Origin of the sequence: uncultured Paenalcaligenes sp. (assembly GCF_947630565.1) — a bacterium.
Classification (GTDB): Bacteria; Pseudomonadota; Gammaproteobacteria; order Burkholderiales; family Burkholderiaceae_B; genus Paenalcaligenes; species Paenalcaligenes faecalis.
In genome coordinates this window covers 97,384-119,976 of the sequence record NZ_CANRIC010000001.1, presented here as the reverse complement: position 1 = coordinate 119,976, position 22,593 = coordinate 97,384, and the positions used below count along the sequence as shown (strand labels likewise).

At 46.9% G+C, this 22,593-nt stretch carries 20 protein-coding genes; 11 read left to right on the top strand and 9 right to left on the bottom strand.

The features are described from left to right. Positions 1-8 precede the first annotated feature (8 nt). Positions 9-719, top strand: coding sequence for a 2-C-methyl-D-erythritol 4-phosphate cytidylyltransferase (gene ispD / locus Q0Z62_RS00575; RefSeq protein ID WP_298050147.1), 711 nt, complete (start codon positions 9-11; stop codon positions 717-719). Continuing rightward, a complete protein-coding gene (gene ispF / locus Q0Z62_RS00570) occupies positions 716-1,204 on the top strand; it encodes a 2-C-methyl-D-erythritol 2,4-cyclodiphosphate synthase (protein WP_298050145.1) in 489 nt (162 codons plus the stop codon). The genes ispD and ispF overlap by 4 nt, the downstream gene beginning before the upstream one ends. 64 nt (positions 1,205-1,268) lie before the next feature. Here ispF and Q0Z62_RS00565 read toward each other — a convergent pair whose 3' ends face one another. Genes Q0Z62_RS00565 through ompR form a run of 3 tightly spaced genes read right to left on the bottom strand, consistent with a single transcriptional unit; the run spans position 1,269 to position 4,018 of the window. Further along, complete coding sequence (locus tag Q0Z62_RS00565) at positions 1,269-1,820, bottom strand: peroxiredoxin (protein WP_269901501.1); 552 nt, start codon at positions 1,818-1,820, stop codon at positions 1,269-1,271. Between the two features lie 44 nt (positions 1,821-1,864). Further along, positions 1,865-3,268: a sensor histidine kinase gene (locus Q0Z62_RS00560; protein WP_298050143.1), complete on the bottom strand. Its 1,404-nt coding sequence runs from the start codon at positions 3,266-3,268 to the stop codon at positions 1,865-1,867. Positions 3,269-3,283: 15 nt separating this feature from the next. Continuing rightward, positions 3,284-4,018, bottom strand: a complete 735-nt coding sequence (ompR, locus tag Q0Z62_RS00555) for a two-component system response regulator OmpR (RefSeq protein WP_269901503.1) — start codon at positions 4,016-4,018, stop codon at positions 3,284-3,286. Positions 4,019-4,173: 155 nt separating this feature from the next. Between ompR and tsaB the strand changes: the two genes are divergently transcribed. Continuing rightward, the gene (gene tsaB / locus Q0Z62_RS00550; RefSeq protein ID WP_298050140.1) at positions 4,174-5,427 is read left to right on the top strand and encodes a tRNA (adenosine(37)-N6)-threonylcarbamoyltransferase complex dimerization subunit type 1 TsaB; all 1,254 of its coding nucleotides are present in this window, start codon (positions 4,174-4,176) and stop codon (positions 5,425-5,427) included. Between the two features lie 5 nt (positions 5,428-5,432). Then, complete coding sequence (locus tag Q0Z62_RS00545; protein ID WP_298050185.1) at positions 5,433-6,329, top strand: uracil-DNA glycosylase; 897 nt, start codon at positions 5,433-5,435, stop codon at positions 6,327-6,329. Between the two features lie 2 nt (positions 6,330-6,331). Here the strand turns inward: Q0Z62_RS00545 and lplT are convergent, their stop codons facing one another. After that, complete coding sequence (lplT, locus tag Q0Z62_RS00540) at positions 6,332-7,645, bottom strand: lysophospholipid transporter LplT (protein WP_298050139.1); 1,314 nt, start codon at positions 7,643-7,645, stop codon at positions 6,332-6,334. A gap of 174 nt (positions 7,646-7,819) precedes the next feature. Here lplT and smc point away from each other — a divergent pair, with 174 nt between their 5' ends. Genes smc through ligA form a run of 3 tightly spaced genes read left to right on the top strand, consistent with a single transcriptional unit; the run spans position 7,820 to position 14,482 of the window. Beyond that, positions 7,820-11,338, top strand: a complete 3,519-nt coding sequence (smc, locus tag Q0Z62_RS00535) for a chromosome segregation protein SMC (protein WP_298050137.1) — start codon at positions 7,820-7,822, stop codon at positions 11,336-11,338. Between the two features lie 40 nt (positions 11,339-11,378). After that, positions 11,379-12,404, top strand: a complete 1,026-nt coding sequence (locus Q0Z62_RS00530) for a cell division protein ZipA C-terminal FtsZ-binding domain-containing protein (protein ID WP_298050135.1) — start codon at positions 11,379-11,381, stop codon at positions 12,402-12,404. Then, entirely contained in the window at positions 12,401-14,482 is a 2,082-nt protein-coding gene (gene ligA, locus Q0Z62_RS00525; protein WP_298050133.1) for an NAD-dependent DNA ligase LigA, read from the top strand. The genes Q0Z62_RS00530 and ligA overlap by 4 nt, the downstream gene beginning before the upstream one ends. Positions 14,483-14,545: 63 nt before the next feature. On the opposite strand, the gene Q0Z62_RS00520 is transcribed toward ligA, so the two are convergent. Genes Q0Z62_RS00520 through msrB form a run of 4 tightly spaced genes read right to left on the bottom strand, consistent with a single transcriptional unit; the run spans position 14,546 to position 16,541 of the window. Further along, positions 14,546-15,322, bottom strand: a complete 777-nt coding sequence (locus tag Q0Z62_RS00520; protein ID WP_269901510.1) for a peptidylprolyl isomerase — start codon at positions 15,320-15,322, stop codon at positions 14,546-14,548. A 13-nt stretch (positions 15,323-15,335) separates the two neighbouring features. Continuing rightward, on the bottom strand, positions 15,336-15,593 hold the full coding sequence (locus Q0Z62_RS00515) for a BolA family transcriptional regulator (protein ID WP_269901511.1): 258 nt from the start codon (positions 15,591-15,593) through the stop codon (positions 15,336-15,338). A gap of 10 nt (positions 15,594-15,603) precedes the next feature. Continuing rightward, on the bottom strand, positions 15,604-16,152 hold the full coding sequence (locus Q0Z62_RS00510) for a septation protein A (protein ID WP_269901512.1): 549 nt from the start codon (positions 16,150-16,152) through the stop codon (positions 15,604-15,606). After that, positions 16,149-16,541 carry a peptide-methionine (R)-S-oxide reductase MsrB gene (gene msrB, locus Q0Z62_RS00505; protein ID WP_298050129.1) on the bottom strand — a complete coding sequence of 131 codons (393 nt, stop codon included), beginning with the start codon at positions 16,539-16,541 and terminating at the stop codon, positions 16,149-16,151. The genes Q0Z62_RS00510 and msrB overlap by 4 nt, the downstream gene beginning before the upstream one ends. Positions 16,542-16,873: 332 nt before the next feature. Here msrB and Q0Z62_RS00500 point away from each other — a divergent pair, with 332 nt between their 5' ends. From Q0Z62_RS00500 to Q0Z62_RS00485, 4 genes are all read left to right on the top strand, one after another. After that, positions 16,874-18,043, top strand: a complete 1,170-nt coding sequence (locus tag Q0Z62_RS00500) for an ABC transporter substrate-binding protein (protein WP_298050126.1) — start codon at positions 16,874-16,876, stop codon at positions 18,041-18,043. 124 nt (positions 18,044-18,167) lie between these two features. Next, complete coding sequence (locus Q0Z62_RS00495; RefSeq protein ID WP_269901515.1) at positions 18,168-19,205, top strand: branched-chain amino acid ABC transporter permease; 1,038 nt, start codon at positions 18,168-18,170, stop codon at positions 19,203-19,205. A gap of 4 nt (positions 19,206-19,209) precedes the next feature. After that, a complete protein-coding gene (locus Q0Z62_RS00490; RefSeq protein ID WP_298050122.1) occupies positions 19,210-21,045 on the top strand; it encodes a branched-chain amino acid ABC transporter ATP-binding protein/permease in 1,836 nt (611 codons plus the stop codon). Next, positions 21,042-21,791, top strand: coding sequence for an ABC transporter ATP-binding protein (locus Q0Z62_RS00485; protein WP_298050119.1), 750 nt, complete (start codon positions 21,042-21,044; stop codon positions 21,789-21,791). Before Q0Z62_RS00490 ends, Q0Z62_RS00485 begins: the two co-directional genes overlap by 4 nt. Before the next feature lie 48 nt (positions 21,792-21,839). Here Q0Z62_RS00485 and Q0Z62_RS00480 read toward each other — a convergent pair whose 3' ends face one another. Next, the gene (locus Q0Z62_RS00480; protein WP_298050117.1) at positions 21,840-22,523 is read right to left on the bottom strand and encodes an ATP-binding cassette domain-containing protein; all 684 of its coding nucleotides are present in this window, start codon (positions 22,521-22,523) and stop codon (positions 21,840-21,842) included. Positions 22,524-22,593 lie beyond the last annotated feature (70 nt).

Here is a 22,593-nt window from a genome sequence, read left to right as displayed (position 1 = left end):
AAAAAATTATGTCTAAGAAAATAATTGCAATAGTGCCAGCAGCAGGAATAGGCGCTAGGGCCAGACGGCAGTCTACCGCTGCTTTGTTAAAACCTGATCTACCTAAACAGTATGAATTGCTTCAGGGCCTGCCTATGTTACGGCTATCGGTTATGGCTATGTTAGCCGATTCCCGCATAGATCATGTGCGAGTAATTGTTAGTCCGACTGATACATGGGTGAAACAAGCCTTAGATGGTTTAGAGCGCACTGTTTGGCGGGCTGTAGGTGGGGCAACACGAGCAGAAACCGTACACAATGGTTTGCTAGAACTCAAGGCAAATGATGAGGATTGGGTTGTAGTGCATGATGCTGCTCGACCTGGGTTGCCAGCACAGGCCTTGGCCCGACTGATTGATACGTGTTTAGAGCAGGATCGCGGGGGATTATTAGCTATTCCTGTGCCTGATACTGTAAAGCGAGCTTCTGATGCCGCCGTTGCTCAGGTAGAGAAAACGATTGCCCGAGAGCAACTGTGGTTAGCTCAAACACCGCAAATGTTTAAGGCGAATGAGCTATTACATGCTTTAGCCCATGCACAACAACAGGGTAGTCAAGTAACGGATGAGTCCTCAGCGATGGAGCTATTAGGCCATCAGCCGTTATTGGTTCAAGGGTCTGCTAAAAACGTTAAAGTAACGTGGCCTGATGATTTTAAATTATTGGAAAAATGGTTATGAACATACGAGTAGGTCAGGGTTTTGATATCCACGCGTTGGTAGAAAATCGTCCATTGATTATAGGTGGTGTATTTATTCCTCATACCCATGGTTTAGATGGGCATTCAGATGCGGATGTTTTATTGCATGCCGTTACCGATGCTGTATTAGGGGCTGCAGCTTTGGGTGATATTGGTCGCCACTTTCCAGATACTGACATACGGTATAAAGGGGCGGATAGTCGGGCGTTATTGCGTGCGGCGATGAGTTTAGTTCGTGAGGCGGGGTGGGAGATCATTAATCTTGATGCCACGATTCATGCTCAAGCGCCAAAAATGGGACCACATGCCCCAGAGATGGTTGCGAATTTGTCTGCGGATTTAGGTTTGTCTGCCGATTGTATTAATATCAAAGCTAAGACAAATGAAGGTTTAGGGCATTTAGGGCGTAAGGAGGGGATTGCTGCTAATGTGGTGACCTTATTACATAAGCCTGATTTAGCTTAAGAGGCAATGCATAGAATTAAAAATAGGCGAGTTATTCGCCTATTTTTAATGGAGTTAAAACGGATTAATCTAAAACAGGGCCACCGATTTGGCGATTGCTGCCACATAAGGCCTCGGTTTGAATACCATCTAAGACTCGTAGGATTTCGTCGGGGTTACGTCCAACATATAAATTATTGACTGATAGGTGCTGAATGACATTATCAGGATCAATAATAAAGGTAGCACGTAAAGCCACACCGTCCGTTTTGTGACGAATACCGAGTTGATCCACCAGCGCGCCTGTGGTGTCCGCAAATTGGTAGTGTTGTAGTTTATCTAAGTCGGGGTGTTCTCTGCGCCATGCGAGTTTGACGAACTCATTATCAGTAGAGCCGCCTAAAACGATAGCATCACGCTGTTGAAATTCGGGGCCTAAGCGACTGAAAGCCGTAATTTCAGTAGGGCAGACAGTAGTAAAGTCTTTGGGGTAAAAATACAGTATTTTCCATTTACCAGGAAAAGAGCTTTCTGTGATGTCCTCAAATGCAGAAATGCCGTTTTCTTGTGGAAGATTAAAGCCAGGTTTTACGCCAATTACTTTAAATGGTTCGATTTTGTCGCCAACGGTTTTCATATATGACCTTTTATACGCTAAACATAGTTTTTATTCTACGCGAATTACACCGTTTTTCTAGTGGCTTCACGTACTTTTAGCTTAGGGATTTCGATACGTGCCGTTAGTCCATGTCCAGGAGGCGACTGTAGTTCTAGGCGGCCATCAACTTGATGTAAGAGGCGTTCTACAATAGCAAGCCCTAAGCCCGCGCCATTGACCCCTGTACGAGCTAATTCGCCCCGGGAAAAAGGACGCAATAGTCGTTGTACCTCGTGTTCCTCAACGCCTTCACCGTGATCTTGTACTTTAATTTCGACAAGATTGCCTCGGCTTTGTACAGATAAATGAATATAGGCTTTATCGTCGGCAGGGCTGCGCCCATATCGACGTGCATTTTCAATTAAGTTGCTCACAATACGCTTTAGATCATTCGGGTCAATGCGCGCATAGAGATTTGGCTTAATATCAGCCGTTAATTGTCCCCCTAGACTTTCGGTGTGGCTGCGTTCGCGTTCAAAGAGAGTGGAAAGTGCTTCACTAATATTGATACCCGCATCGGGGGCTTTAGTGGCGGGACGAGCATATTCCATCAGTTGCGAGATACTGCGATCAATCTGGCCTAAATCCTCGTCAATGGCCGAACGAGTCTCATCACTTACGTTCGAGAGTTCAATTTCTAAGCGCATACGTGCCAAAGGAGTACGTAAGTCGTGGGAAATCCCTGCAAGCATGATCTCTCGGTCGGCCTCTGCTTGGCGTATGTCTCTGGTCATACGATTAAAGGCCATATTCATATCGCGAATTTCAGAGGGCCCTTTTTCGGGTAATGGGGTGGGGGTTTCGCCCCGTGCTAACTGTTGTGCAACTTGGGCCAGTTGCGCTAGTGGCCTATTTACAAAGCGTACGCTGATGGCTGAGCCAACAAAGGCCAACAGTAAAGCGGAAAGAATCCAACCTATCCATTCAGCGCCAGCAATTAAACTTAATTGTTCTCTATCAAAAACGAGCCAATATTTTTCTGTGTTGATGTCAAAGGAAACCCAAACACCGGGCGCTTCGTTGACGGACCACATAATAAGGGTTTGACTGCCTAGGCCGTCACGTACCTCTTTGGAGACTTGGAGCCAGTAGGTAGAGCGAGGGATGGCTTCAAGCACATCATCCGGTTCTCTGGGCTGCACGCGTAGTCCTTCTTTAGTGGCTAAATCCAGCAGTAGGGTGGCTCGCATATCTACTGGAGCATAAATCAAGGCAGAACGTGTAATGCTGACAGAGGTGATCACACGCTGAGCCATTTGTACGGCGCGTGGTTCAGACTCCATTGAAAAGAAAATTTGCAGCCAAATGCCAAAGCTCATGCCCATAAGGCCAAGCAGAAGAAAAAAGGTGCGACTAAAAAGCCCCATTTTAAAAGGGGGCTTTTTAGGAGGGACATGTTGAGAGGGTTGAGTAGACACGGTGCTCATGCCGATATCTTAACCTTAATGGCCACCATCGGGAACAAACACATAGCCTAAACCCCATACGGTCTGGATAAAAACGGGTTTAGAAGGGTTAGGTTCAATAAGTTTACGTAAACGAGATATCTGTACGTCTAAACTACGGTCAAAGGCCTCGTATTCACGACCACGAGCTAATTCCATTAGCTTGTCGCGTGATAAAGGGATTTTTGGGTGACGTGCGAACACTTTAAGAACAGAGAATTCGCCGGTAGTAATGGGTACGACTTCGTCTCCTTTAGTTAATGTGCGTGTGGATAAGTTTAGTGAGTACGGACCAAATTCGATGGCTTCGTTCTCTTGGCTTGGTGCACCGGGGTGTTCTTCGGTGCCACGACGACGTAAAATGGCATTTACACGGGCGAGTAGCTCGCGCGGGTTAAATGGCTTAACTAAATAGTCGTCAGCACCCATTTCTAGGCCAACAATGCGGTCGATTTCTTCGGCCTTTGCGGTTAGCATAATAATAGGTGTGTTATCGTGACCTCCGCGTAAACGACGGCATATTGATAGCCCATCTTCACCTGGCAGCATTAGATCCAATACGAGTAGATCAAAGTGCTCACGTTGCCAAAGTTTGGACATTTCCTTGCCATCTTCGGCGACAAAGACATTAAATCCTTGTTCAGAAAGATAGCGTCGCAATAAATCGCGTAAACGTGGGTCGTCATCGACGACGAGTATTTTTCTGGTAAGAGGTTGATTTTGTGTGTTCATGATTAAAATGTAACAGGCAAAAAGGGAGTCGTACAGACTCGTAGAAGAATTTTACATTTGATGCGATTAATCGATGAATAAGGCCTCATTCGGTACCTTTGGTTTCTCTTTGTTACAGTTATTGAGTGTCGCATCGTCATGGCCTCTCTATTCTAATGCCACTTTCCACTATTAAGGCAGTTATTACGTTAATGAAAGTCAATATATTAGCCCTGGACAGCGCGAGTGCTGTGTGCGGTATCTCTGCGCTTTGTTTTGATAAGGGTCAGGCTACCGTTTATTCCGCTCAGCATAGTGGTAGTACCCAGCATGCAGAGCGTATTTTGCCTTTGGTCGAACAGGTTCTGGAGCAAGCTCAAATCGCTCGTCAAGATCTTCACGCAATTGCTTTTGCGCAGGGGCCGGGTGGTTTTACCGGCTTACGTGTGGCGTGTGGCGTGGCGCAAGGCATTGCGCATGCCTTAGGTTTGCAGATAGCCGCTGTGCCTTCGCTGCTTGCCATTGGGGCGCAACAAGAACCAACGACAGCTCCTACCATAGAGCTTGTGGTTGTTGATGCTCGTATGCAGGAAATCTACCTAGGGGCGTATCAGCGCACTGCTACTGGCTGGTATAGTTTGCATAAGCCCGTATTGATCAGTGTGGATCAACTACACCACTATATTCAACAACTTAACTCACAACTGATCGACTTAGGCTTGACGACAGCGATTCGTCTTTCCGGTGATGCGTTGCAGGCATTCGATGGGTTATGCGAAGCAGTACAGCAGTATGATGTGCTTATCGGCACAGCAGAGCTAGCCCGAGCTGAAACCATTGCGCAATTAGGGTTGTTAGCCTATCAACAAAATCAATTGATTGATCCTGCCTTAGCGGCCCCTTTATATGTACGTAATCGGGTGGCTTTTACTATCGTTGAGCGTGAGCAAGGGCTAGGGGGGAATCCTTCGGCTACTTGGCAGTCGGTGCAGCTACGGGCTCTAGAGGTCGACGATATCTCTCAGGTTGTCGCTATAGAGGCTAGTTTGCAGCAGCATCCTTGGTCTGCGACTCAATTCGAGAGCAGTCTTTCTGCAGGGCATTTCGTTTGGGTTGCTACCTTTGCTGGTCAGGTAGTGGCTTATGCGGTGGTGATGTTGACTGTAGATGAGAGTGAGCTGTTGCTTATAGGAGTCTCGGAGTCCCATCAACGCCAAGGTATAGCCCAGCAGTTGCTGTGCTATGCCGAACAAGCAGCCCGAGCTAAAGGCAGTGTAAAAATGCATTTAGAGGTGCGGGTATCGAATAGTGCCGCGATTGAGCTGTACCAAGGGGCGGGGTATAGGCAGGTAGGATTACGTAAGAACTATTACAGTACGGATACTACACAACGAGAGCATGCCGCCCTTTATACTAAGGTTTTAGCTTAACTGTGATGATAATGCCCACGGCTTCACTTAATCTTTCTACGTTGCAAATAAGCTGGCTGACTGAACTTCAGGTGGCGGCTCCTTTTATTGCCCCTTATCGCACTAAGGAATCGCCTAACACGGAAAATAAGGCAGATCGTGCAATAGCAACGCATACGCTGGAAAACAAAGAAACGGGGGTGATGAGTGCGCGGCAGGCGTTAAGTGACAGCTTGGCTGAGCTACGCCCCAAAAAAGCGAGTGCCCCTGTTTTTGTTCCCCCAGCGAATGAGCCTGTTGCTCAACCTTCTCTGGCAAAGGATCGCCTTCAACCAGAGCTACCCTCCGAGCTAACGCAGATGGATTTAATGCAGCTACAGGCGTATGCGAATCGCTGTCAAGCATGCTCGTTACACGAACAGCGGGTGCAGTCTGTATTAGGGGCGGGACAAATAAATCAGCCCGATTGGATGGTCATTAGTACAGCACCAAGCAGCAATGAGGAGATTTCTGGGCTGCCTATGCAAGGTAAAAGTGGTGAACTGTTTACCGCGCAGATGCAAAGTATCGGGGTGGACGTATCTCATCAGCTGTATTTGACTCAGTTACTCAAATGTAGGGCGGCAACAAAGCCAATACCAGAGCAATTAGTCGCCTGCCAGCCGATCTTATGGCGTCAAATCGAGTTGATTCAACCAAAACGTTTATTGGTACTGGGGTCTAAGGCGGCATCTTTGTTTTTAGGCGAAGGCACACCTTTTGAGGGGTTGCGAGGCCAAGTGCATCAATGGCAAGAGCCTAAAAGTGGCCGCCATTTACCCGTAGTAGTCAGTTATCACCCAGCATCTATTTTATTGCGCCCACAGCTTAAAGCGCAATCGTGGGGAGATGTCTTGCTGATGAAGCAGTTGATGGGCAGCTAGTTTTATTGGCATTTTTCTAGTGCTTGGCCATGACCCTCTTGGCCAATGCACGCCGCTAAGTTAGGATTTAATGAGTGGTTTCGTTTATTCCAATAAATGAACACAACCATTAAACAAGCCACGAGTAATCCAAAGATAGTAATAATTACATTGATATGCAGATTTAGCCACAACAATAAGCTGTAAAAACTGAGCATAAATAGAATGTTGAGCTGTTCATTGAAATTTTGAACAGCAATCGAGTGGCCAGCGGATAATAGTACATGTCCGCGATGCTGTAAGAGGGCATTCATGGGGACAACGAAAAAGCCCGAGGTAGCGCCGATTAAAAGCAGTAGACTATGCACTGCCCAGGTGCTTTCTACAAAAGGCATCAGTAGCACCACAAAACCCATTGCTACCCCCATAGGTAAAACGCTGAGCGCTTTTTTTAATGGTACTTTACCGGCTAAGTAGGCTCCCATCACCGTCCCTAAGGCCGCGACCCCCATTAAAATGGACGATTGATCTAGTCTGTATCCTAATTGCTGGGCTCCCCATTCGATGACAATAAATTGTAGGGTGGCACCCGCGCCCCAAAATAGAGTGGTGACGGCTAACGAAATTTGTCCGACTTTGTCTTGCCAGAGAATACACACATAGCCTTTGAAATCTTTAATTAAGGCAAGTGGGTTTGTTTTTTGTTTTGGATAATGAATGTTGGTTCTAGGAATCAGCAGGTTACAGGTAGCTGCGGCTAAATAAATAAGCCCAATGATCAAAATAGCTGCCTCGGTGCGGTTGGCTGCCACGCTACTAACCAATGGGCTGCTTTGTAGTACAGGGGATACATCAGGATGGATGAGAACCCCCCCTAATACGGTACCGATAATGATAGACAGTACGGTGAGTCCTTCGATCCAGCTATTGCCTTTGACGAGCATTTCTGGCTTTAGCATTTCGGTCACGATGCCGTATTTAGCAGGGGAATACGCAGCTGCCCCGATTCCGACTAAGGTATAGGCAAAAAAGATAAAAAATAGCTGTGAGTCTTGTTCGGTGGTTAATGTATGTAGACTAAACATTAACGCACACCCAGCAAATTTAATGCCATTGGTGATGAACATCACCCGCCCCTTGGGGAAAGCATCCGCAAATGCACCGACAAAGGCCGCTAGCAACACATAGGCCAGAGCAAACCACCACTTCATTAAAGGAACCATCCAGTCAGGGCCATGTAGGTCGGCGATTAGTGCAATGGCGGCAATCAATAATGCGTTATCTGCTACAGAGGACAGCGCTTGAGCTGCCATGACTAGGAAGAAACCTTTGTTCAAAATGAATCTCTATGTGATAGGGGTGATGCAAATGTCTAAGCTTAATATAGACCCATTTTAGACCTTATGTGTCTGTAGTATAGCCTTATGCCATTTTTCTAGGTAAATTACAGCCCTTAGTATTGGCTGCGTTATCATATACAAGCCACAGTAAATTTGCCTAGTAGGTTTTTGGTGCGTCTAACTCAAATTAAATTATCTGGTTTTAAATCGTTTGTTGATACCACAGTTATCCCCACCCCTAGCCAGTTGGTCGGCGTGGTGGGGCCGAACGGGTGCGGCAAATCCAATATTATTGACGCCGTACGATGGGTGTTGGGGGAAAGTCGAGCCTCGGAATTACGGGGAGGCTCTATGCAAGACGTTATTTTTAATGGCTCAGGGCAAAGAAAGCAGGCAGCTAGGGCGTCGGTTGAACTAACCTTTGATAACTCAGAGGGGCGTATTGTAGGGCAGTGGGGAACGTACTCAGAGATTTCAGTGCGTCGTGAGCTGACTCGTGATGGTACGAGTGGTTATTTTATTAATGGCCAACAAGTACGACGTAGAGACATCAATGACATTTTCCTAGGGACGGGTTTAGGTGCGCGTGGTTATGCCATTATTGGTCAAGGCATGATTAACCGTTTGATTGAAGCTCGCCCAGAGGAATTACGGGTTTACCTTGAAGAGGCGGCGGGTGTGTCTAGATACAAAGAGCGTCGCCGAGAGACGGAGAGTCGGTTACGAGACACGCGTGAAAACTTGATCCGTTTAGAGGATATTTTGCAAGAGCTAGAGCAGCAGTTGACTCGCCTAGAGTCGCAGGCCGAGGTAGCAAAGCAATATAGGGCTCTACAAGCTGAAGGTGAGCAAAAGCAGCATGTTCTTTGGTGGTTACGGGAAAAAAATGCACGACAAGAACAAAAGCAGCATTTTTTAGCCATAGAGCAAGCACAAACTGCTGTTGAGGCCGCTATGGCGGATATGCGTAGTACTGAGACACGGCTTGAGCAATTACGTCAGCAGCATTTGACGTTGACTGATGAGGTGCAAAAAGCTCAGCAGGCGCTGTTTCAAAGTAATGCAACAGTAAGTCGTATTGAGGCAGAGATTCATCATGCTAATACAGCACAAACACGGATGGAGCAACGTCAGGCGCAATTGCAGGCTCAACAAAAAGAATGGGCGCAGCTGCATGCCGAGAGTGCGTCAGAGTTAGATCAGAAGCAACATGAACTCGAAGAAGCGGCCTTACTGATTGAGGAATCCTTAGCTCAGCTAGAGGAAATTATGTTGCGAGTTGAGCCAGCCCAAGAGCAGCTAGAGCAAAAGCAGCGTCAAATCAGTGAGCTTGCCGCCCAAATTCAACAGGCTAATCAGCAGCGTGCTTTAGCCCAACAGCGCATTGACTCCTTGCAACAGCAGCGCTCACAACATCAGTTACGTCAACAGCGATTTGAAAATGATTTAGTCCAACTGCGTTCTGATGTTCCCCTAGATGTGGCGCGACTCAAAAGTGATTGGGAGCAAGCCCAGCAAGCCCAGCAACAACAGCAACAGCAGGTGGTGCAGTTGGGAAATCAAGTGCAGCAGCAACAAGAGCATCAACAAAAGGCTGGCTTGCTTTTGCAAAAGCAAGAGCGTGAGCACACACAAATTCAAGCTCAGTTAGAGGCTTTACAGGCCTTGCAGACCCAAGTGCAAAGCCAAGGTCAGCTGACGGATTGGCTACAGCAGCATCAATTGTCTGATAGTAAACGACTATGGCAGTTTTTACAGGTGGAGTCAGGTTGGGAGCAGGCGGTAGAGGCCGTGCTTGGGCAGCGTTTAAATGCTTTGGTTACGGAGGATTGGGCGGTTTTGCAACAGTTACCGACCTTACCGCCTGCACGCCTTTGGTTTATGCGACCTACCGAAAAAGAGGCGTCGTTTCTGTCTCAGGTGGGGCTACGACCTATAGCCGAGGTTGTGAAGGTTCAGGACTTACGTTGGCAGGCAACGATTGAGCAGGCATTAGCCGGATATTATATTGCCTCTGACTTGCAGACGGCTTTGACTGCGATTACTACTGTTGGGCCAGAGGTCAGCTTTGTTGTTCAGGAAGGTCATATTGTGCAGGCGCATCAGGTTTTACTTTATGCAGCTGATTCGGAGCAAGCTGGAATATTGGCGCGTCAACATGCGATAGAACAACAAACAAAAGCCTTGCAGGCACAACAACTGCATGTGGAGGCGGCGCAGCAACACCTACAGCAAAGTCAAAGTGAGTTGGAGGCCATTAAACAGCATCATCTTAGTGCGCAGACACGGTTACAAGACTTGGTGCAGCAGACGCATGAGCTGCAACTGCATTATCAACAGGCAGAGCAGCGTACTCAGCAGCAGCAGCAAAGAGAAAGGCAATTAAAAAACGAGATCCTGGAGCTTCAAGACCAACAGCAGCAATTAGTAGAAATGATAGAGGAGTCTGTAGAAAAAAGTGAGGAGCAAGCCCTGTTCTTAGCTGAGCATGAGGAGCAGCTATTGATTTGGCAAGACGAATTGTCGGCATACAACGATCAGCTGCGTTTGTTGCGAGAGCAGCAAAGAGAGTCAGAGCAAAAAAATGAGCGACTTAAATACAATAAAGGTCTAGTACAAGCCCGGGTTGATGAGTTGCTACGAAGTCGTCAGCAAGCAGCAGATTTGAGTCAGCGTACTCAAGCTGAGTTAGCTGGATTAATTGACGAATATGAGCAGGTGGATGTGTTGGAGTTGCATGCTAGTTTGCAAGAGGCCTTAGAGCAGCGGGTCGAGCACGAGGATGCACATCAGGATATTCAGAAACAGTTGTCTACCATGGCTGCACAATTGCATGATTTAGAGCATAATCGGCATCAGACAGGTGATGGAATTGAACCGTTACGTCAAAAAGTCATGGAGATGCAACTGGCAGAGCAGGCTGCACGTATGACGGTCGAGCAATATGCTGAGCAATTAGACAGCCATCAGGTTGATCGTCAAGCTTTAGCTGTTTTGGTTCAGGGGCAATCCGATGAGTGGCAAAAGCTAACCTGGTTACAGTCTGAGGTACAACGAGTTAATCGTGCCATAGAGGGGCTAGGTGCGGTGAACTTAGCAGCACTAGAAGAATTACAGACTGCCCAAGAGCGTCAGTTTTATTTACAATCACAGCATGATGATTTAACGTTGGCAATTGAAACACTGGAAGATGCTATTCGTAAAATAGATCGAGAAACCAGAGCCTTGTTGCAAACGACGTTTAATGAGGTCAATGCCCATTTTGGCGAACTGTTTCCTCGGTTATTTGGAGGGGGCGAGGCTAGGCTTATCATGACAGGAGATGAGGTCTTAGATGCGGGTGTACAAGTCATGGCGCAGCCTCCTGGCAAACGAAATAGCACTATTCAGCTCTTGTCGGGTGGAGAAAAAGCATTGACAGCCACGGCGTTGGTTTTTGCTTTCTTTAAACTCAATCCAGCCCCTTTTTGTTTGCTGGATGAGGTCGATGCTCCTTTGGATGATGCCAATACAGAGCGGTATGCAAACTTAGTACAAAGTATGAGCGATCACACGCAGTTTTTATTTATATCTCATAATAAAATTGCGATGCAGATGGCAAAACAATTAGTTGGGGTTACTATGCAAGAACAAGGTGTCTCTCGCATCGTAGCGGTAGATATGGCAGCGGCGGTCGAGATGACGCACTAATATATAGACAGGTTTAGCCTAAAAAGGGTCGGATCGAATAATGAGTGATTTGCAAATAGGTTTGGTGGCGCTAGGGGCGATACTGATTTTGCTCGTTGTCGTGTATAACTGGTGGCAAGACCACCGCATTCGGCGAAAAATGCAGGACAAGTTCCCAGAGGCCCCGGCAGACCCACTGATGGCACAACTAGAGGCCGAACGTCGTGAACCCACGGTACGCATCGCTGAAACATTGGCGGATAAAAAAACAGAGCCAGCGATTCCTGCCGAGGAGATTGATCCCACCTCAGAGGCTGTGATTGATGTGCATTTTCCTCAGCCCGTACCAGGTGGGCAGCTAATTGATTTATTACGCGCCTATTTGCGTGTTGATACGAAGCCTGTACGACTTTTTGCCTCTACGTCAACGGGTCAGCATCATGCGTATCCACACGAGGACGAAACCTACACATCAATGCAGTTAGCGGTAATTTTAGCTAATCGAAAGGGGCCCTTAACAGAGATAGAGTGGTCTAGGTTATGGATGGCAGCTCAAAGCTTAGCCCAGCAACTGGATGGTACGGTTGATGGGCCAGATCAAGCCGAGGTCATAGAGCGAGCACAGGGTTTAGATCAGTTGTGTGCTAATTTAGATGCGCAGGTAGGCATTAGTCTACAGTTTCAAGAACCCATTGCGACAAATACGGTGCGTCAAATTGTTCTCAGTGCTGGGTTTATGGAATATGGCAAGCAATTGGCTTGGTTAGCTAGTTCAGGTTTGCCTCGTTTTACGTTATTGTTTAATGGTAAGCCGGCCTTGGATTTGCAGTCAGCCACTATAGATCGTTTGGATTTATTATTGGATTTACCTAATAGCCCTAAAGATGAGCAAGCCTTTAGCCGCATGGCTAGTGTAGGGCGTGATTTGGCTTTGCGCTTAGATGCGGATTTAATTGACGATCAAGGCCAGATACTGACCGATCACTATGACCAAGATATAGATCAACAGTTGTATCAGTTATACGAGCAGCTCGAACAAGCTGGTTTTAGAGCAGGCGATACACATACACAGCGGGTATTTGCGTGAAACAACGCGTAGAAGAATTAAAAAAGCAGTTAAATTATCATAATCACCGTTATTATGTGTTAGATGATCCGGTGATTGCTGACGGTCAGTACGACCTTCTCTTACGGGAATTACAGCAGCTAGAGGCAGCGCATCCGGATTGGGTTACAGCTGACTCGCCTACACAGCGCGTAGGGGCTAGCCCAGTCTCTGCCTTTTCTAGTGTGGCGCATGCCGTACCTATGTTGTCCTTAGGTAATGCCTTTGATCAAGAAGAACTACTTGCCTTTGATAAGCGAGTCACAGACGTGCTGCGTGCCGAGGGCCTTATCACCGCCACACAGAGTATTGCCTATAACGCAGAGTATAAATTTGATGGCTTAGCTGTTAATTTGCGTTATGAGCAGGGCGTCTTAGTACGTGGGTCAACGCGTGGTGATGGTTATACCGGCGAGGACATCACCTCCAATGTTCGGACTATCAAATCAATTCCTCTTCGGCTGCATGGTGACAGTGCTCATTGGCCTGCAATTCTTGAGGTACGAGGAGAGGTCTTAATTCATCAGGCTGATTTTCTGGCGCTGAACCAGGCCCAGTTAAAACGGGGGGAAAAGGCCTTCGCCAATCCGCGTAATGCGGCAGCAGGTAGTTTACGTCAATTAGATCCTCGTATTACTGCCCAGCGTCCCTTGCGGTTTTTTGCTTATGGTTGGGGTGAGATTCAGATGCCTGTACTAAATAAACAGGTTGATTTGTTTAGCGCCGCTACGTCTACCGATTTCAAAGCCCCCCCTTATTCTAGTCAGTCTGAGATGCTGGATTGGTTGCAAACGCTCGGTTTTCCCGTGGATTCACATCGTAAAGTGTTAAACGGTGTGACAGCCTTGATGGATTTTTATGAGCAAACGGCTCAGCATCGAGCCGAGCTACCCTATGAGATTGATGGGGTGGTGTATAAAGTTAATCATTTGGCCTTTCAAGATGTATTGGGTTTTGTGGCCCGCGCTCCACGTTTTGCTATTGCACATAAATTTCCAGCTCAAGAGGCGACTACCACTTTAGTTGGTATTGATGTGCAGGTAGGGCGTACAGGGGCTATGACTCCTGTGGCTCGCCTTGAGCCGGTGTTTGTAGGGGGCGTAACGGTAACGAATGCAACCTTGCACAATGAGGATGAGATACGCCGTAAAGATGTGCGCATTGGTGATACGGTGATAGTGCGTCGAGCCGGTGATGTGATTCCAGAGGTTGTGGCTCCCGTACTTGATTTACGGCCAGAGCAGACGACTCAGTATGTTTTCCCTACTCATTGCCCCGTGTGTGATTCAGCCATAGAGCGTCTAGAGGACGAGGCAATAGCCCGTTGTACTGGAGGCTTGGTGTGTGCCGCACAGCGTAAGCAAAGCATAGAGCATGCAGCTAGCCGAAAGGCGTTAGATGTGGATGGTTTAGGCACTAAGCTGATTGAGCAGTTGGTTGATTCTGATCGAGTCAAAAGTGTGGCAGATCTTTTCACCTTAAATGAGCTAGAGTTGGCAAGCTATCCCCGCATGGGGGCAAAGTCAGCCTCTAATGTGGTGAATGCACTGAATGCAGCTAAAAATCCGCCATTAGCACGCTTAATTTATGCATTAGGAATACGGCATGTAGGAGAGGCCACCGCAAAGGCGTTAGCTGAACACTTTGGAGACATGAGCCATTTGATGGCAGCCACCGAAGAGGAATTGGTTTTAATTGATGATGTAGGGCCAATTGTCGCGGCGTCTATTGCTCATTTTTTCGCCGAGGAACACAATCGGGATGTACTAAAGCAACTAACGCATGTTGGGGTACAGCCGCAACGAATAGAGCGCCAACCTATAGCAGCAAATAGTGCTGTAGTAGGAAAAACCTTTGTATTGACAGGAACCTTGTCTAACTGGACGCGAGATGAGGCTAAAGCCCGTATTGAGCAAGCCGGTGGGAAGGTGACTGGGTCTGTGTCGAAAAAGACCGATTATGTCGTGGCTGGCGCCGAGGCTGGATCTAAGTTACTCAAGGCGCAAGAACTGGGTATTGCTTTATTAGATGAAGAGGCTTTGAATCATTTGTTGCTCTAAGCCAGGCTAGATTAAAAAAAGCGACGTCGTTTGAATGAACGGAGTCGCTTTTTTTGTTAGTGATTAGTTCACTTTTGCATTTTTCATGAGGCTTTCTTGATACTCAGTCAGTTGTTTCTGACGTAGCATTTCTTCGATTTGAGGTTTAACCTCTTCGAATTTAGGAAACTCAATATTGCGGCTGTCATCAACTTGGATAATGTGCCAGCCAAATTGAGACTCAACCGGAGCAGCGCTAAGCTCACCTTTTTTCTGTTTTTCAACAGCAGCAGCAAACTCAGGCACATATAGACCGCTTGGGGCCCAGCCTAGATCGCCCCCTTGGGCGCCACTGCCAGGATCCATTGAGTTTTGTTTGGCAGCATCAGCAAAACTAATAGTTTTCGCTTTAATATCGGCGAGTAGTTTTTTAGCCTCTGCCTCGTCTTTAACCAAGATGTGGCTAACTTTGAATTCTTTTTGTCCCGCCTCTTCCTTTTTCAAGCGCTCGTACTCAGCTTTGTAGTCTTTTTCTGAAAGTGGATTTTTTTCAATGTAATCACTTAGCAGCGCACGGACTAAGATGCCTTGGCGAGCTAAGTCAAGCTCTTGAGCGACCTCGGCTTTTTTATCTAAGCCTGCTTTTTCAGCCTCTTGAACAGCGATAAGGCGAATCGTCATTTCGTTTTTGACTTGCTCTCGTAGTTCAGGAGAGTCTTGGGCGCCTTGTTTGATGAGTAGACTGATAAAGTCATCAAATTGTTTTTGACTAATAGATTGACCATTTACGGTCACAATATTTTGTGCAGCTAAGGGAGCTGCTAAGGCACAACTAAGGGCTAATACGGCAAAACGCTTCATGGGAATCCTTTGTTTATTTAAGCTCGATGGCAAGCGCATGGATAGGGTGGGGGATTAGGTCTTGAACATGGCTATAAATAAGCCGATGTTTAGCCAGAGTTGATAATCCCTCGAACTGATCAGAGCCGATAATCAACCGAAAATGATTGGCTCCACCCTGTGCTCCAGCGTGACCTGCATGTAAATGTGACTCATCAACCACCTCGAAATGAGTAGGGTGTAAGGCACTGAGCCGTTCTGTAACAAGCGCGATGCGCTCTTGGGTAGACATAATAATACTCCTATTGATCTGGTTGGTCTTTGATGTATTTTCCTAGCCATAACGACTGAATAATGACAAAGATCACTAATAAGACCAGAGAGCCAAAGACTTTAAAACTAACCCATTGCGCATCAGTAAAGTGACCAGAAAACGCAATGAATAGATTGATTGCACCTGAGATAACGAAAAATGCAGCCCAGCTGTAGTTCAGCTTAGTCCATACATTTTCTGGGAGCACCAGTTGACCGCCCATTAGTTTTTGCATTAGGTTGCGCCCTAAGATCCAGTAGCTGCCTAATAGAATGGAGGCAAATAGCCAATATAAAACCGTCGGTTTCCATTTAATGAAGGCGTCATTTTTAAAAAACAGGGTCGCAGAACCAAAAACCACGATTACACCTAGATTGATCCAGTGTGTTGTTTCAATTGTTTTTTGACGCAATTTAAGCCAAAGAATTTGAATGGCTGCTGCTGCCATTGCCACACCGGTGGCAGTGTACATATCAAAGGTTCTAAATGCGATAAAAAATAGAACCAGAGGGAATAGATCAAAAAGCAGTTTTTTCATGCGGGTTCAAATTGTAGGGCGACGGAGTTAATACAATAGCGCAAGCCTGTAGGGGGTGGGCCATCAGGAAAAACATGGCCTAAATGCGCATCGCAGACATTGCAGATGATTTCAGTACGAATCATGCCGTGGCTCTCGTCGATTTCTTCTCGGACATGATCTGGATTTAAGGCTGAGAAATAACTAGGCCAACCGCATCCGGCATCAAATTTAGTGTCTGAGGCAAACAGTGGCGTACTGCAGCAAACGCAGCGGTAGATGCCTGATTCAGTATGTTGGTTATATTTGCCCGTAAATGGGCGCTCGGTCCCTTGTTGGCGTGTAACATAAAAGGCTTCGGGACTGAGTTGAGCTTGCCATTCAGCTAAGCTTTTACGAACTTTATTCATAATTTTTATGGCAAAAAACAAAAATAAATGAGTTAACAGTGTAGCCTTGTTTGCCTCTAGCGCAAACAGGTAAACAGCTAGGTCGTTGCAGTGATGTTGGGGGTATTTTCATAAAAACAGGGAAAGCCCTTAAAGACGAAACTGTATGTTATTGCCCATAATGGCAGCCTTTGTTCAGGCGTAAATGGTTTAGGACTGGCCTATTTAAGGTTAATACCTATATTGCTTTCTCAGGCAATTTGATACGTTTATGCTGTATCTGTTGGAAAAAATGTATAACAAGGTGCATATCATAATTATTGCACCATAAATCAATCATCTGGAGACAAACTATGCAGCTATCCCCGTCCTTACGACGCACAGTCTTAGCTGGCGCTATCGCTTTAGCTTTACCTATGGCCGCTGTAGCGCAGATTAAAGTTGGTGTTACCGTAGCCTCTACTGGGCCAGCGGCCTCTTTGGGTATCCCTGAGCGTAATACAGTGAGCCTATTGCCCGCCGAAGTAGGTGGTCAAAAGGTTGAGTATATCGTTTTGGATGATGCCACAGATACGACCGTGGCGGTACGCAATATGCGTAAACTCATTACCGAAGACAATGTGGATGTGGTCATTGGTACCTCAGTGACTCCTGGTTCATTGGCTATGGTAGACGTAGCTGGCGAAACAAAAACACCTATGGTGAGTGTGGCAGCTAACGCGCGTATTGTAGAGCCTGTTCAAGGAGCTCGCGAGTGGGTATTTAAAACACCACAAAATGACCAGTTGATGGCGGCGGCTTTAGCTGATGCTATGGAAAAACAGGGCGTTAAAACCTTGGGCTTCATTGGCTATAACGATGCCTACGGCGATGGCTGGCTTAACGTAATGGAAAAAGCCGCTGAGGCCAAAGGTATCAAGATGGTTGTCGCCGAACGCTACAGCCGCACAGATACCTCGGTAACCGGTCAGGTCTTGAAGCTAACCGCCGCAAACCCAGATGGCATCTTGATTGCTGGCTCTGGAACCCCTGTGGCACTACCACAAGGCGAGCTCAAAAACCGCGGTTACAAAGGCACGATCTACCAAACACACGGTGCAGCTAATAACGATGTGTTGCGTGTTTGTGGTAAAGATTGCGAAGGCATGGTGTTACCAGCCGGTCCACTATTGGTAGCGGATCAGCTTCCTGATGACAACCCCATTAAAGCTACGGCGTTGCAATACAAAGAGCGTTACGAGGCTAAATACGGTGAGGGCTCCATCAACACCTTTGGCGGTCACATGTGGGATGCCGGTATGCTTGTCGAGGACGCGATTCCGCGTGCTTTAGCAACAGGCGCTAAACCTGGTACGCCTGAGTTCCGTGCAGCGATGCGTGATGCAATTGAAAAAACAACGGATCTAGCCGTATCTCAGGGCGTATTTAATATGGCACCTGATAATCACGCAGGAATGGATGAGCGTGCTCGTGTCATGGTTAAAGTGGTTGATGGTAAGTGGACATATCAACCTGATCTTTAATAGCTTTTAGTTATTTACGTGGCCAGCTCCTTGCCTGTAAGCTACGGGGCTGGCCGAGTCACAGCTAGATCAGTGATCTATTTGTTGGCTTTATTATTGTGTGTGTTGTCATGGTGTATCCGAGATGGATTCAACAATAGTTCTGATTTTGCTACAGGACGGCTTACTTAACGGGGCAATTTATGCTTTGTTAGGCCTAGCTTTGGTGCTAGTTTTTGCCGTAACCCGTGTCATTTTTATTCCTCAAGGCGAGTTCGTCACGTTTGGTGCACTTACTCTCGCTTTTCTTGTTAATGGTCAAGTTCCAGGCACAGTACATCTGTTGTTAATTGCAGGTGGCTTAGTCTTTTTGCTGGAATGTATTAGTGCGTTCCGTAATAAACTCTATACGGGTTTGTGGCGTACAGCCTTATGGGCGGTTGCTTTACCTGTCGGTTTATATTTACTCCTACCTTTGGTTTTACATAAAGACACGCCTTTGTGGATTAGCGTGTTGTTCTCTATGGCGTTAGTCGTTCCCTTAGGGCCAATGATTTATCGTCTGGTGTATCAACGTGTTGCCGAAGCCAGTGTTTTAGTGCTTTTAATTACTTCTGTTGCCGTTCACTTTGCGCTTACGGGCTTAGGCTTGGTGTTTTTCGGTGCAGAGGGCTGGCGTACACCGCCATTCATGTCTGGTCAGGTCGATATCTTCGGTATGTCTTGGTCAGCACAGACCTTATTCGTATTAGCTGCAGCAGCCATTTTGATTGGTGCATTGTGGATGTTCTTCGGCGGCACTTTATACGGTCGAGCCCTGCGCGCCACAGCCGTGAACCGTCGTGGTGCTCGATTAGTCGGTATTAGTACCATTATGTCGGGTCGGATTACCTTTACCTTGGTAGCGGCGATTGGCGCACTATCTGGCATGCTGATTGCTCCCGTTACGACTATTTACTACGACACGGGTTTTTTAATTGGATTAAAGGGCTTTGTGGCCGCTATTGTAGGTGGCTTAGCCAGCTACCCGTTAACGGCAGCCGGAGCTATTTTTGTGGGTATCCTAGAGGCATTTTCGTCTTTCTGGGCCAGCTCCTACAAAGAGGTCATCGTATTTACTTTGATCATCCCTGTATTACTGTGGCGCTCGTTCGGCGTTCGCCATGTAGATGACGAGGACTAAGGACATGAATCGCTTGCTTTTAGTGGTTGTGGTAGGCGCATTGGCCTTATTGCCGCAACTCAATGTTGTGCCCGAGTTTTGGATTACTCAACTGAACTACATAGGCCTTAGCAGCTTAGTGGTATTAGGCTTGGTTTTATTAACGGGCGTGGGTGGTTTGACTTCGTTTGGTCAGGCTGCCTTTGTAGGGATCGGTGCCTATACAACGGCGTACCTAACAACTCGTATGGGTTGGTCACCATGGATGACTCTTTTAGTCGCTTTGGCTTTGACCTTGGTTTTCGCCGGTATTATTGGTGCGATTACACTGCGCTTGTCAGGTCATTATTTGCCATTGGGCACCATTGCTTGGTCTTTATCCTTGTACTATTTGTTTGGTAACTTAGGGTTTTTAGGTCAGCATGATGGTATTTCTGGTATTGCGCCTTTATCTGTCTTTGGGATATCCCTAGGGGTGGGGCGTAATATGTATTATTTAGTGTGGCTGTTTGTGCTGCTTAGCTTATTGCTAACTCATAACCTATTACACTCACGCCCTGGTCGTGCTATTCGTGCCTTGAAAAATGGCAGCAGTATGGCCGAATCGTTTGGTGTGAACATGGCGAACTACAAAGTTATTATCTTTGTGTACGCGGCTTTACTCGCTTGTGTGTCGGGTTGGCTTTATGCTCACCTACAGCGTGCCGTGAGCCCAAGTCCATTTGGTCTAAACTACAGCATTGAATATTTATTCATGGCGGTAGTAGGTGGTGCAGGTAGCGTGTGGGGGGCGGTTTTAGGTTCAGCGGCAATTCTCACCTTAAAAGATCAGCTACAAAACTGGTTGCCACGTTTGTTTGATACAACCGCTAACTTCGAGTTGATTGTATTTGGTTTGCTCATGATCTTTATTCTGCAATACGCAGGAAATGGGTTGTGGCCTATCTTGGCTAAAGCCTGGTCTGCGGTAACGGGCGGTGTTAAACAGCGCCGTATGGAACCCCCTCCTGTAGCAGAAGCGCTGGTACAGCGAACTCGTCCAGAAAAAGGGTCTTTGGTACTAGAGTTAGATAAAGCACGTAAACAGTTTGGTGGTTTGGTGGCTGTTAATGACATCAGCTTCAAATTGCATGCGGGTGAGATCATGGGGCTAATTGGTCCTAATGGTGCGGGTAAATCCACGACCTTTAACTTGATTACTGGTGTGCTTCCTTTAACTGCTGGTGACATTCGATTCCAAGGTCAACGTATTGATAATTTGCGTGCCCGAGACATTGCCTGTTTAGGAATTGGCCGTACTTTCCAACACGTTCAGCTCATTCCTACGATGACAGTGCTTGAAAACGTAGCGTTAGGTGCTCACTTGCGTCGTAATGTAGGGGTGGTTTCTGCGGCCCTGCATACTGATCGTCGCAGCGAGGCAGAACTGCTGCACGAAGCCGCAGTACAGCTAGAGCGAGTCGGTTTGGGTGATTACTTGTACGAAGAGGCCGGTAACTTAGCTTTAGGCCAACAACGTATTTTAGAAATTGCGCGTGCTTTGGCTGCTGACCCTGTATTGCTGCTGCTTGATGAACCTGCGGCAGGCTTGCGTTATAAAGAAAAGCAAGAGTTAGCCCAAGTCTTAAATCAGCTAAGTGTAGAGGGTATGAGTATCTTGTTGGTTGAGCACGATATGGATTTCGTGATGAATTTGACCGATCACTTGGTTGTTATGGACTTTGGTACAAAGCTAGCCGAAGGCGAGCCTACAGAGATTCAACAGAACCCAGCGGTACTGCAGGCGTACTTAGGCGGTATTGATGATGACTTTGATGAAGATGAGTTGGCGGGTGTAGCCCCCACAAAGGAGGCCGTATGATGCAGCCACTCTTAGAGGTAAAAAGCCTAAATGCACAATATGGCAAGGTAAGTGCTCTAAATAATGCCAATATTGTGGTGCGTCCCGGTAGTATCGTGACGGTGATTGGGGGTAACGGGGCTGGAAAGTCAACCATGTTAAACTCGATTATGGGTAACTTACCGGCCACAGGGCGCAGCGATGGGGATGTGGTTTATGATCGTCGTGCCGTAAATGGATGGCAAGTCGAAAGACGAGTATCCGAAGGCCTTTGTTTGGTTCCCGAGAGCCGTGAGTTGTTCGCAAGTATGTCCGTCGAAGACAACCTATTATTAGGTGGTTTTAGATTGTATCGTCAGCGCATTAGTGGTTGGCGCGATACGATGGATGAGGTCTACGAGTTATTCCCTCGCCTCAAAGAGCGTCGTACACAGCAAGCCGGGACCTTATCAGGCGGTGAACGTCAAATGTTGGCAGTAGGGCGGGCTTTAATGTCTCGTCCTAAACTGCTTATGCTTGATGAGCCTAGCCTAGGTTTAGCACCACGTATTGTGCGTGAGATCTTTTTGATTATCGCGCGCTTGCGTCGTACAGGGGTCTCTATTTTACTTGTTGAGCAAAATGCCCGTGCTGCCTTGCAGGTTGCAGATTATGGATATGTACTTGAAACAGGTGAGATTGTGCTAGAAGGGCCTGCCGCTGATCTAAGTGATAACCCACGAGTGATTGAAAGTTACTTGGGTTTAGGACACAAAGATAAAGAGTAAGGGTGGGTCTTAAATAAAAAACACGGCTTAGGCCGTGTTTTTTATTGTTTATGCTGAAATAGGGTGATTGTGATGGATCTCGTATAGATTTGCTCTACCATTTTTTATGCAGTAGAGGCGATCAGCGAGGCTGGCCGCAAAGGGTTTGTTGGACTCATTTAAAATGAGTGTGTAATCTCGCTCTTTAAGCTGTTTGAGTAGTGTTGTTACCGAAGATTGAATCGCGGGACAAAAATCAGCATACAGGTCATGTAGCACGATAATATCAGCACCTGTACGTAAGACTCGGGCCAGAGCAAGTAGCTGCTGCTCCCCAGGGCTAAGGCGCGTGCAAGGGGCTTCTTTTTGTTGAGCCAAAATAGGGAATAAGTCATAGATTTCCGTCAACGACAATCCACCACCTAGGCTATGTCTTTCTAGAGGTAAAAGAAGGTTTTCTTGGCAGGACAACCCGTAAACTAATCCCGTGTCTTTAGAGCACAGCGTCATACCTAAATCAGGTACGCGTTGTGCGGCTAAATGGATGGCTTCGGTTTGATGAATCCGTATAGAGCCTTGGCGATCTGTATTGACACCTAAAAGGCTGTCTAACAGAGAAAGTTGAGAGTCTTTGCAAGCAGAAACTAGGGCGATCATTTCGCCCTGTTTAGCGCTTAAATTAAAGTCTTCAATGATGGGCTTTTTATTATGCCAGACATGTAAATGCCGAATTTCTAGTGCCGTTTTACTCATTTTTCTTTCCTATTGAGGAAAAATGACCAGTGATGCGTTTATTATGCAGTGCAACACAAAAAACGGCTAT

Coding starts and splice junctions, on each gene's coding strand:
- tsaB (WP_298050140.1), top strand. CDS start 4,174: ATGCCACTTTCCACTATTAAGGCAGTTATTACGTTAATGAAAGTCAAT.
- Q0Z62_RS00510 (WP_269901512.1), bottom strand. CDS start 16,152: ATGAAAAAACTGCTTTTTGATCTATTCCCTCTGGTTCTATTTTTTATC.
- Q0Z62_RS00560 (WP_298050143.1), bottom strand. CDS start 3,268: ATGAGCACCGTGTCTACTCAACCCTCTCAACATGTCCCTCCTAAAAAG.
- Q0Z62_RS00495 (WP_269901515.1), top strand. CDS start 18,168: ATGGATTCAACAATAGTTCTGATTTTGCTACAGGACGGCTTACTTAAC.
- ispF (WP_298050145.1), top strand. CDS start 716: ATGAACATACGAGTAGGTCAGGGTTTTGATATCCACGCGTTGGTAGAA.
- Q0Z62_RS00485 (WP_298050119.1), top strand. CDS start 21,042: ATGATGCAGCCACTCTTAGAGGTAAAAAGCCTAAATGCACAATATGGC.
- ompR (WP_269901503.1), bottom strand. CDS start 4,018: ATGAACACACAAAATCAACCTCTTACCAGAAAAATACTCGTCGTCGAT.
- Q0Z62_RS00480 (WP_298050117.1), bottom strand. CDS start 22,523: ATGAGTAAAACGGCACTAGAAATTCGGCATTTACATGTCTGGCATAAT.
- ispD (WP_298050147.1), top strand. CDS start 9: ATGTCTAAGAAAATAATTGCAATAGTGCCAGCAGCAGGAATAGGCGCT.
- Q0Z62_RS00520 (WP_269901510.1), bottom strand. CDS start 15,322: ATGAAGCGTTTTGCCGTATTAGCCCTTAGTTGTGCCTTAGCAGCTCCC.
- Q0Z62_RS00545 (WP_298050185.1), top strand. CDS start 5,433: ATGATAATGCCCACGGCTTCACTTAATCTTTCTACGTTGCAAATAAGC.
- Q0Z62_RS00530 (WP_298050135.1), top strand. CDS start 11,379: ATGAGTGATTTGCAAATAGGTTTGGTGGCGCTAGGGGCGATACTGATT.
- Q0Z62_RS00515 (WP_269901511.1), bottom strand. CDS start 15,593: ATGTCTACCCAAGAGCGCATCGCGCTTGTTACAGAACGGCTCAGTGCC.
- Q0Z62_RS00565 (WP_269901501.1), bottom strand. CDS start 1,820: ATGAAAACCGTTGGCGACAAAATCGAACCATTTAAAGTAATTGGCGTA.
- Q0Z62_RS00490 (WP_298050122.1), top strand. CDS start 19,210: ATGAATCGCTTGCTTTTAGTGGTTGTGGTAGGCGCATTGGCCTTATTG.
- msrB (WP_298050129.1), bottom strand. CDS start 16,541: ATGAATAAAGTTCGTAAAAGCTTAGCTGAATGGCAAGCTCAACTCAGT.
- Q0Z62_RS00500 (WP_298050126.1), top strand. CDS start 16,874: ATGCAGCTATCCCCGTCCTTACGACGCACAGTCTTAGCTGGCGCTATC.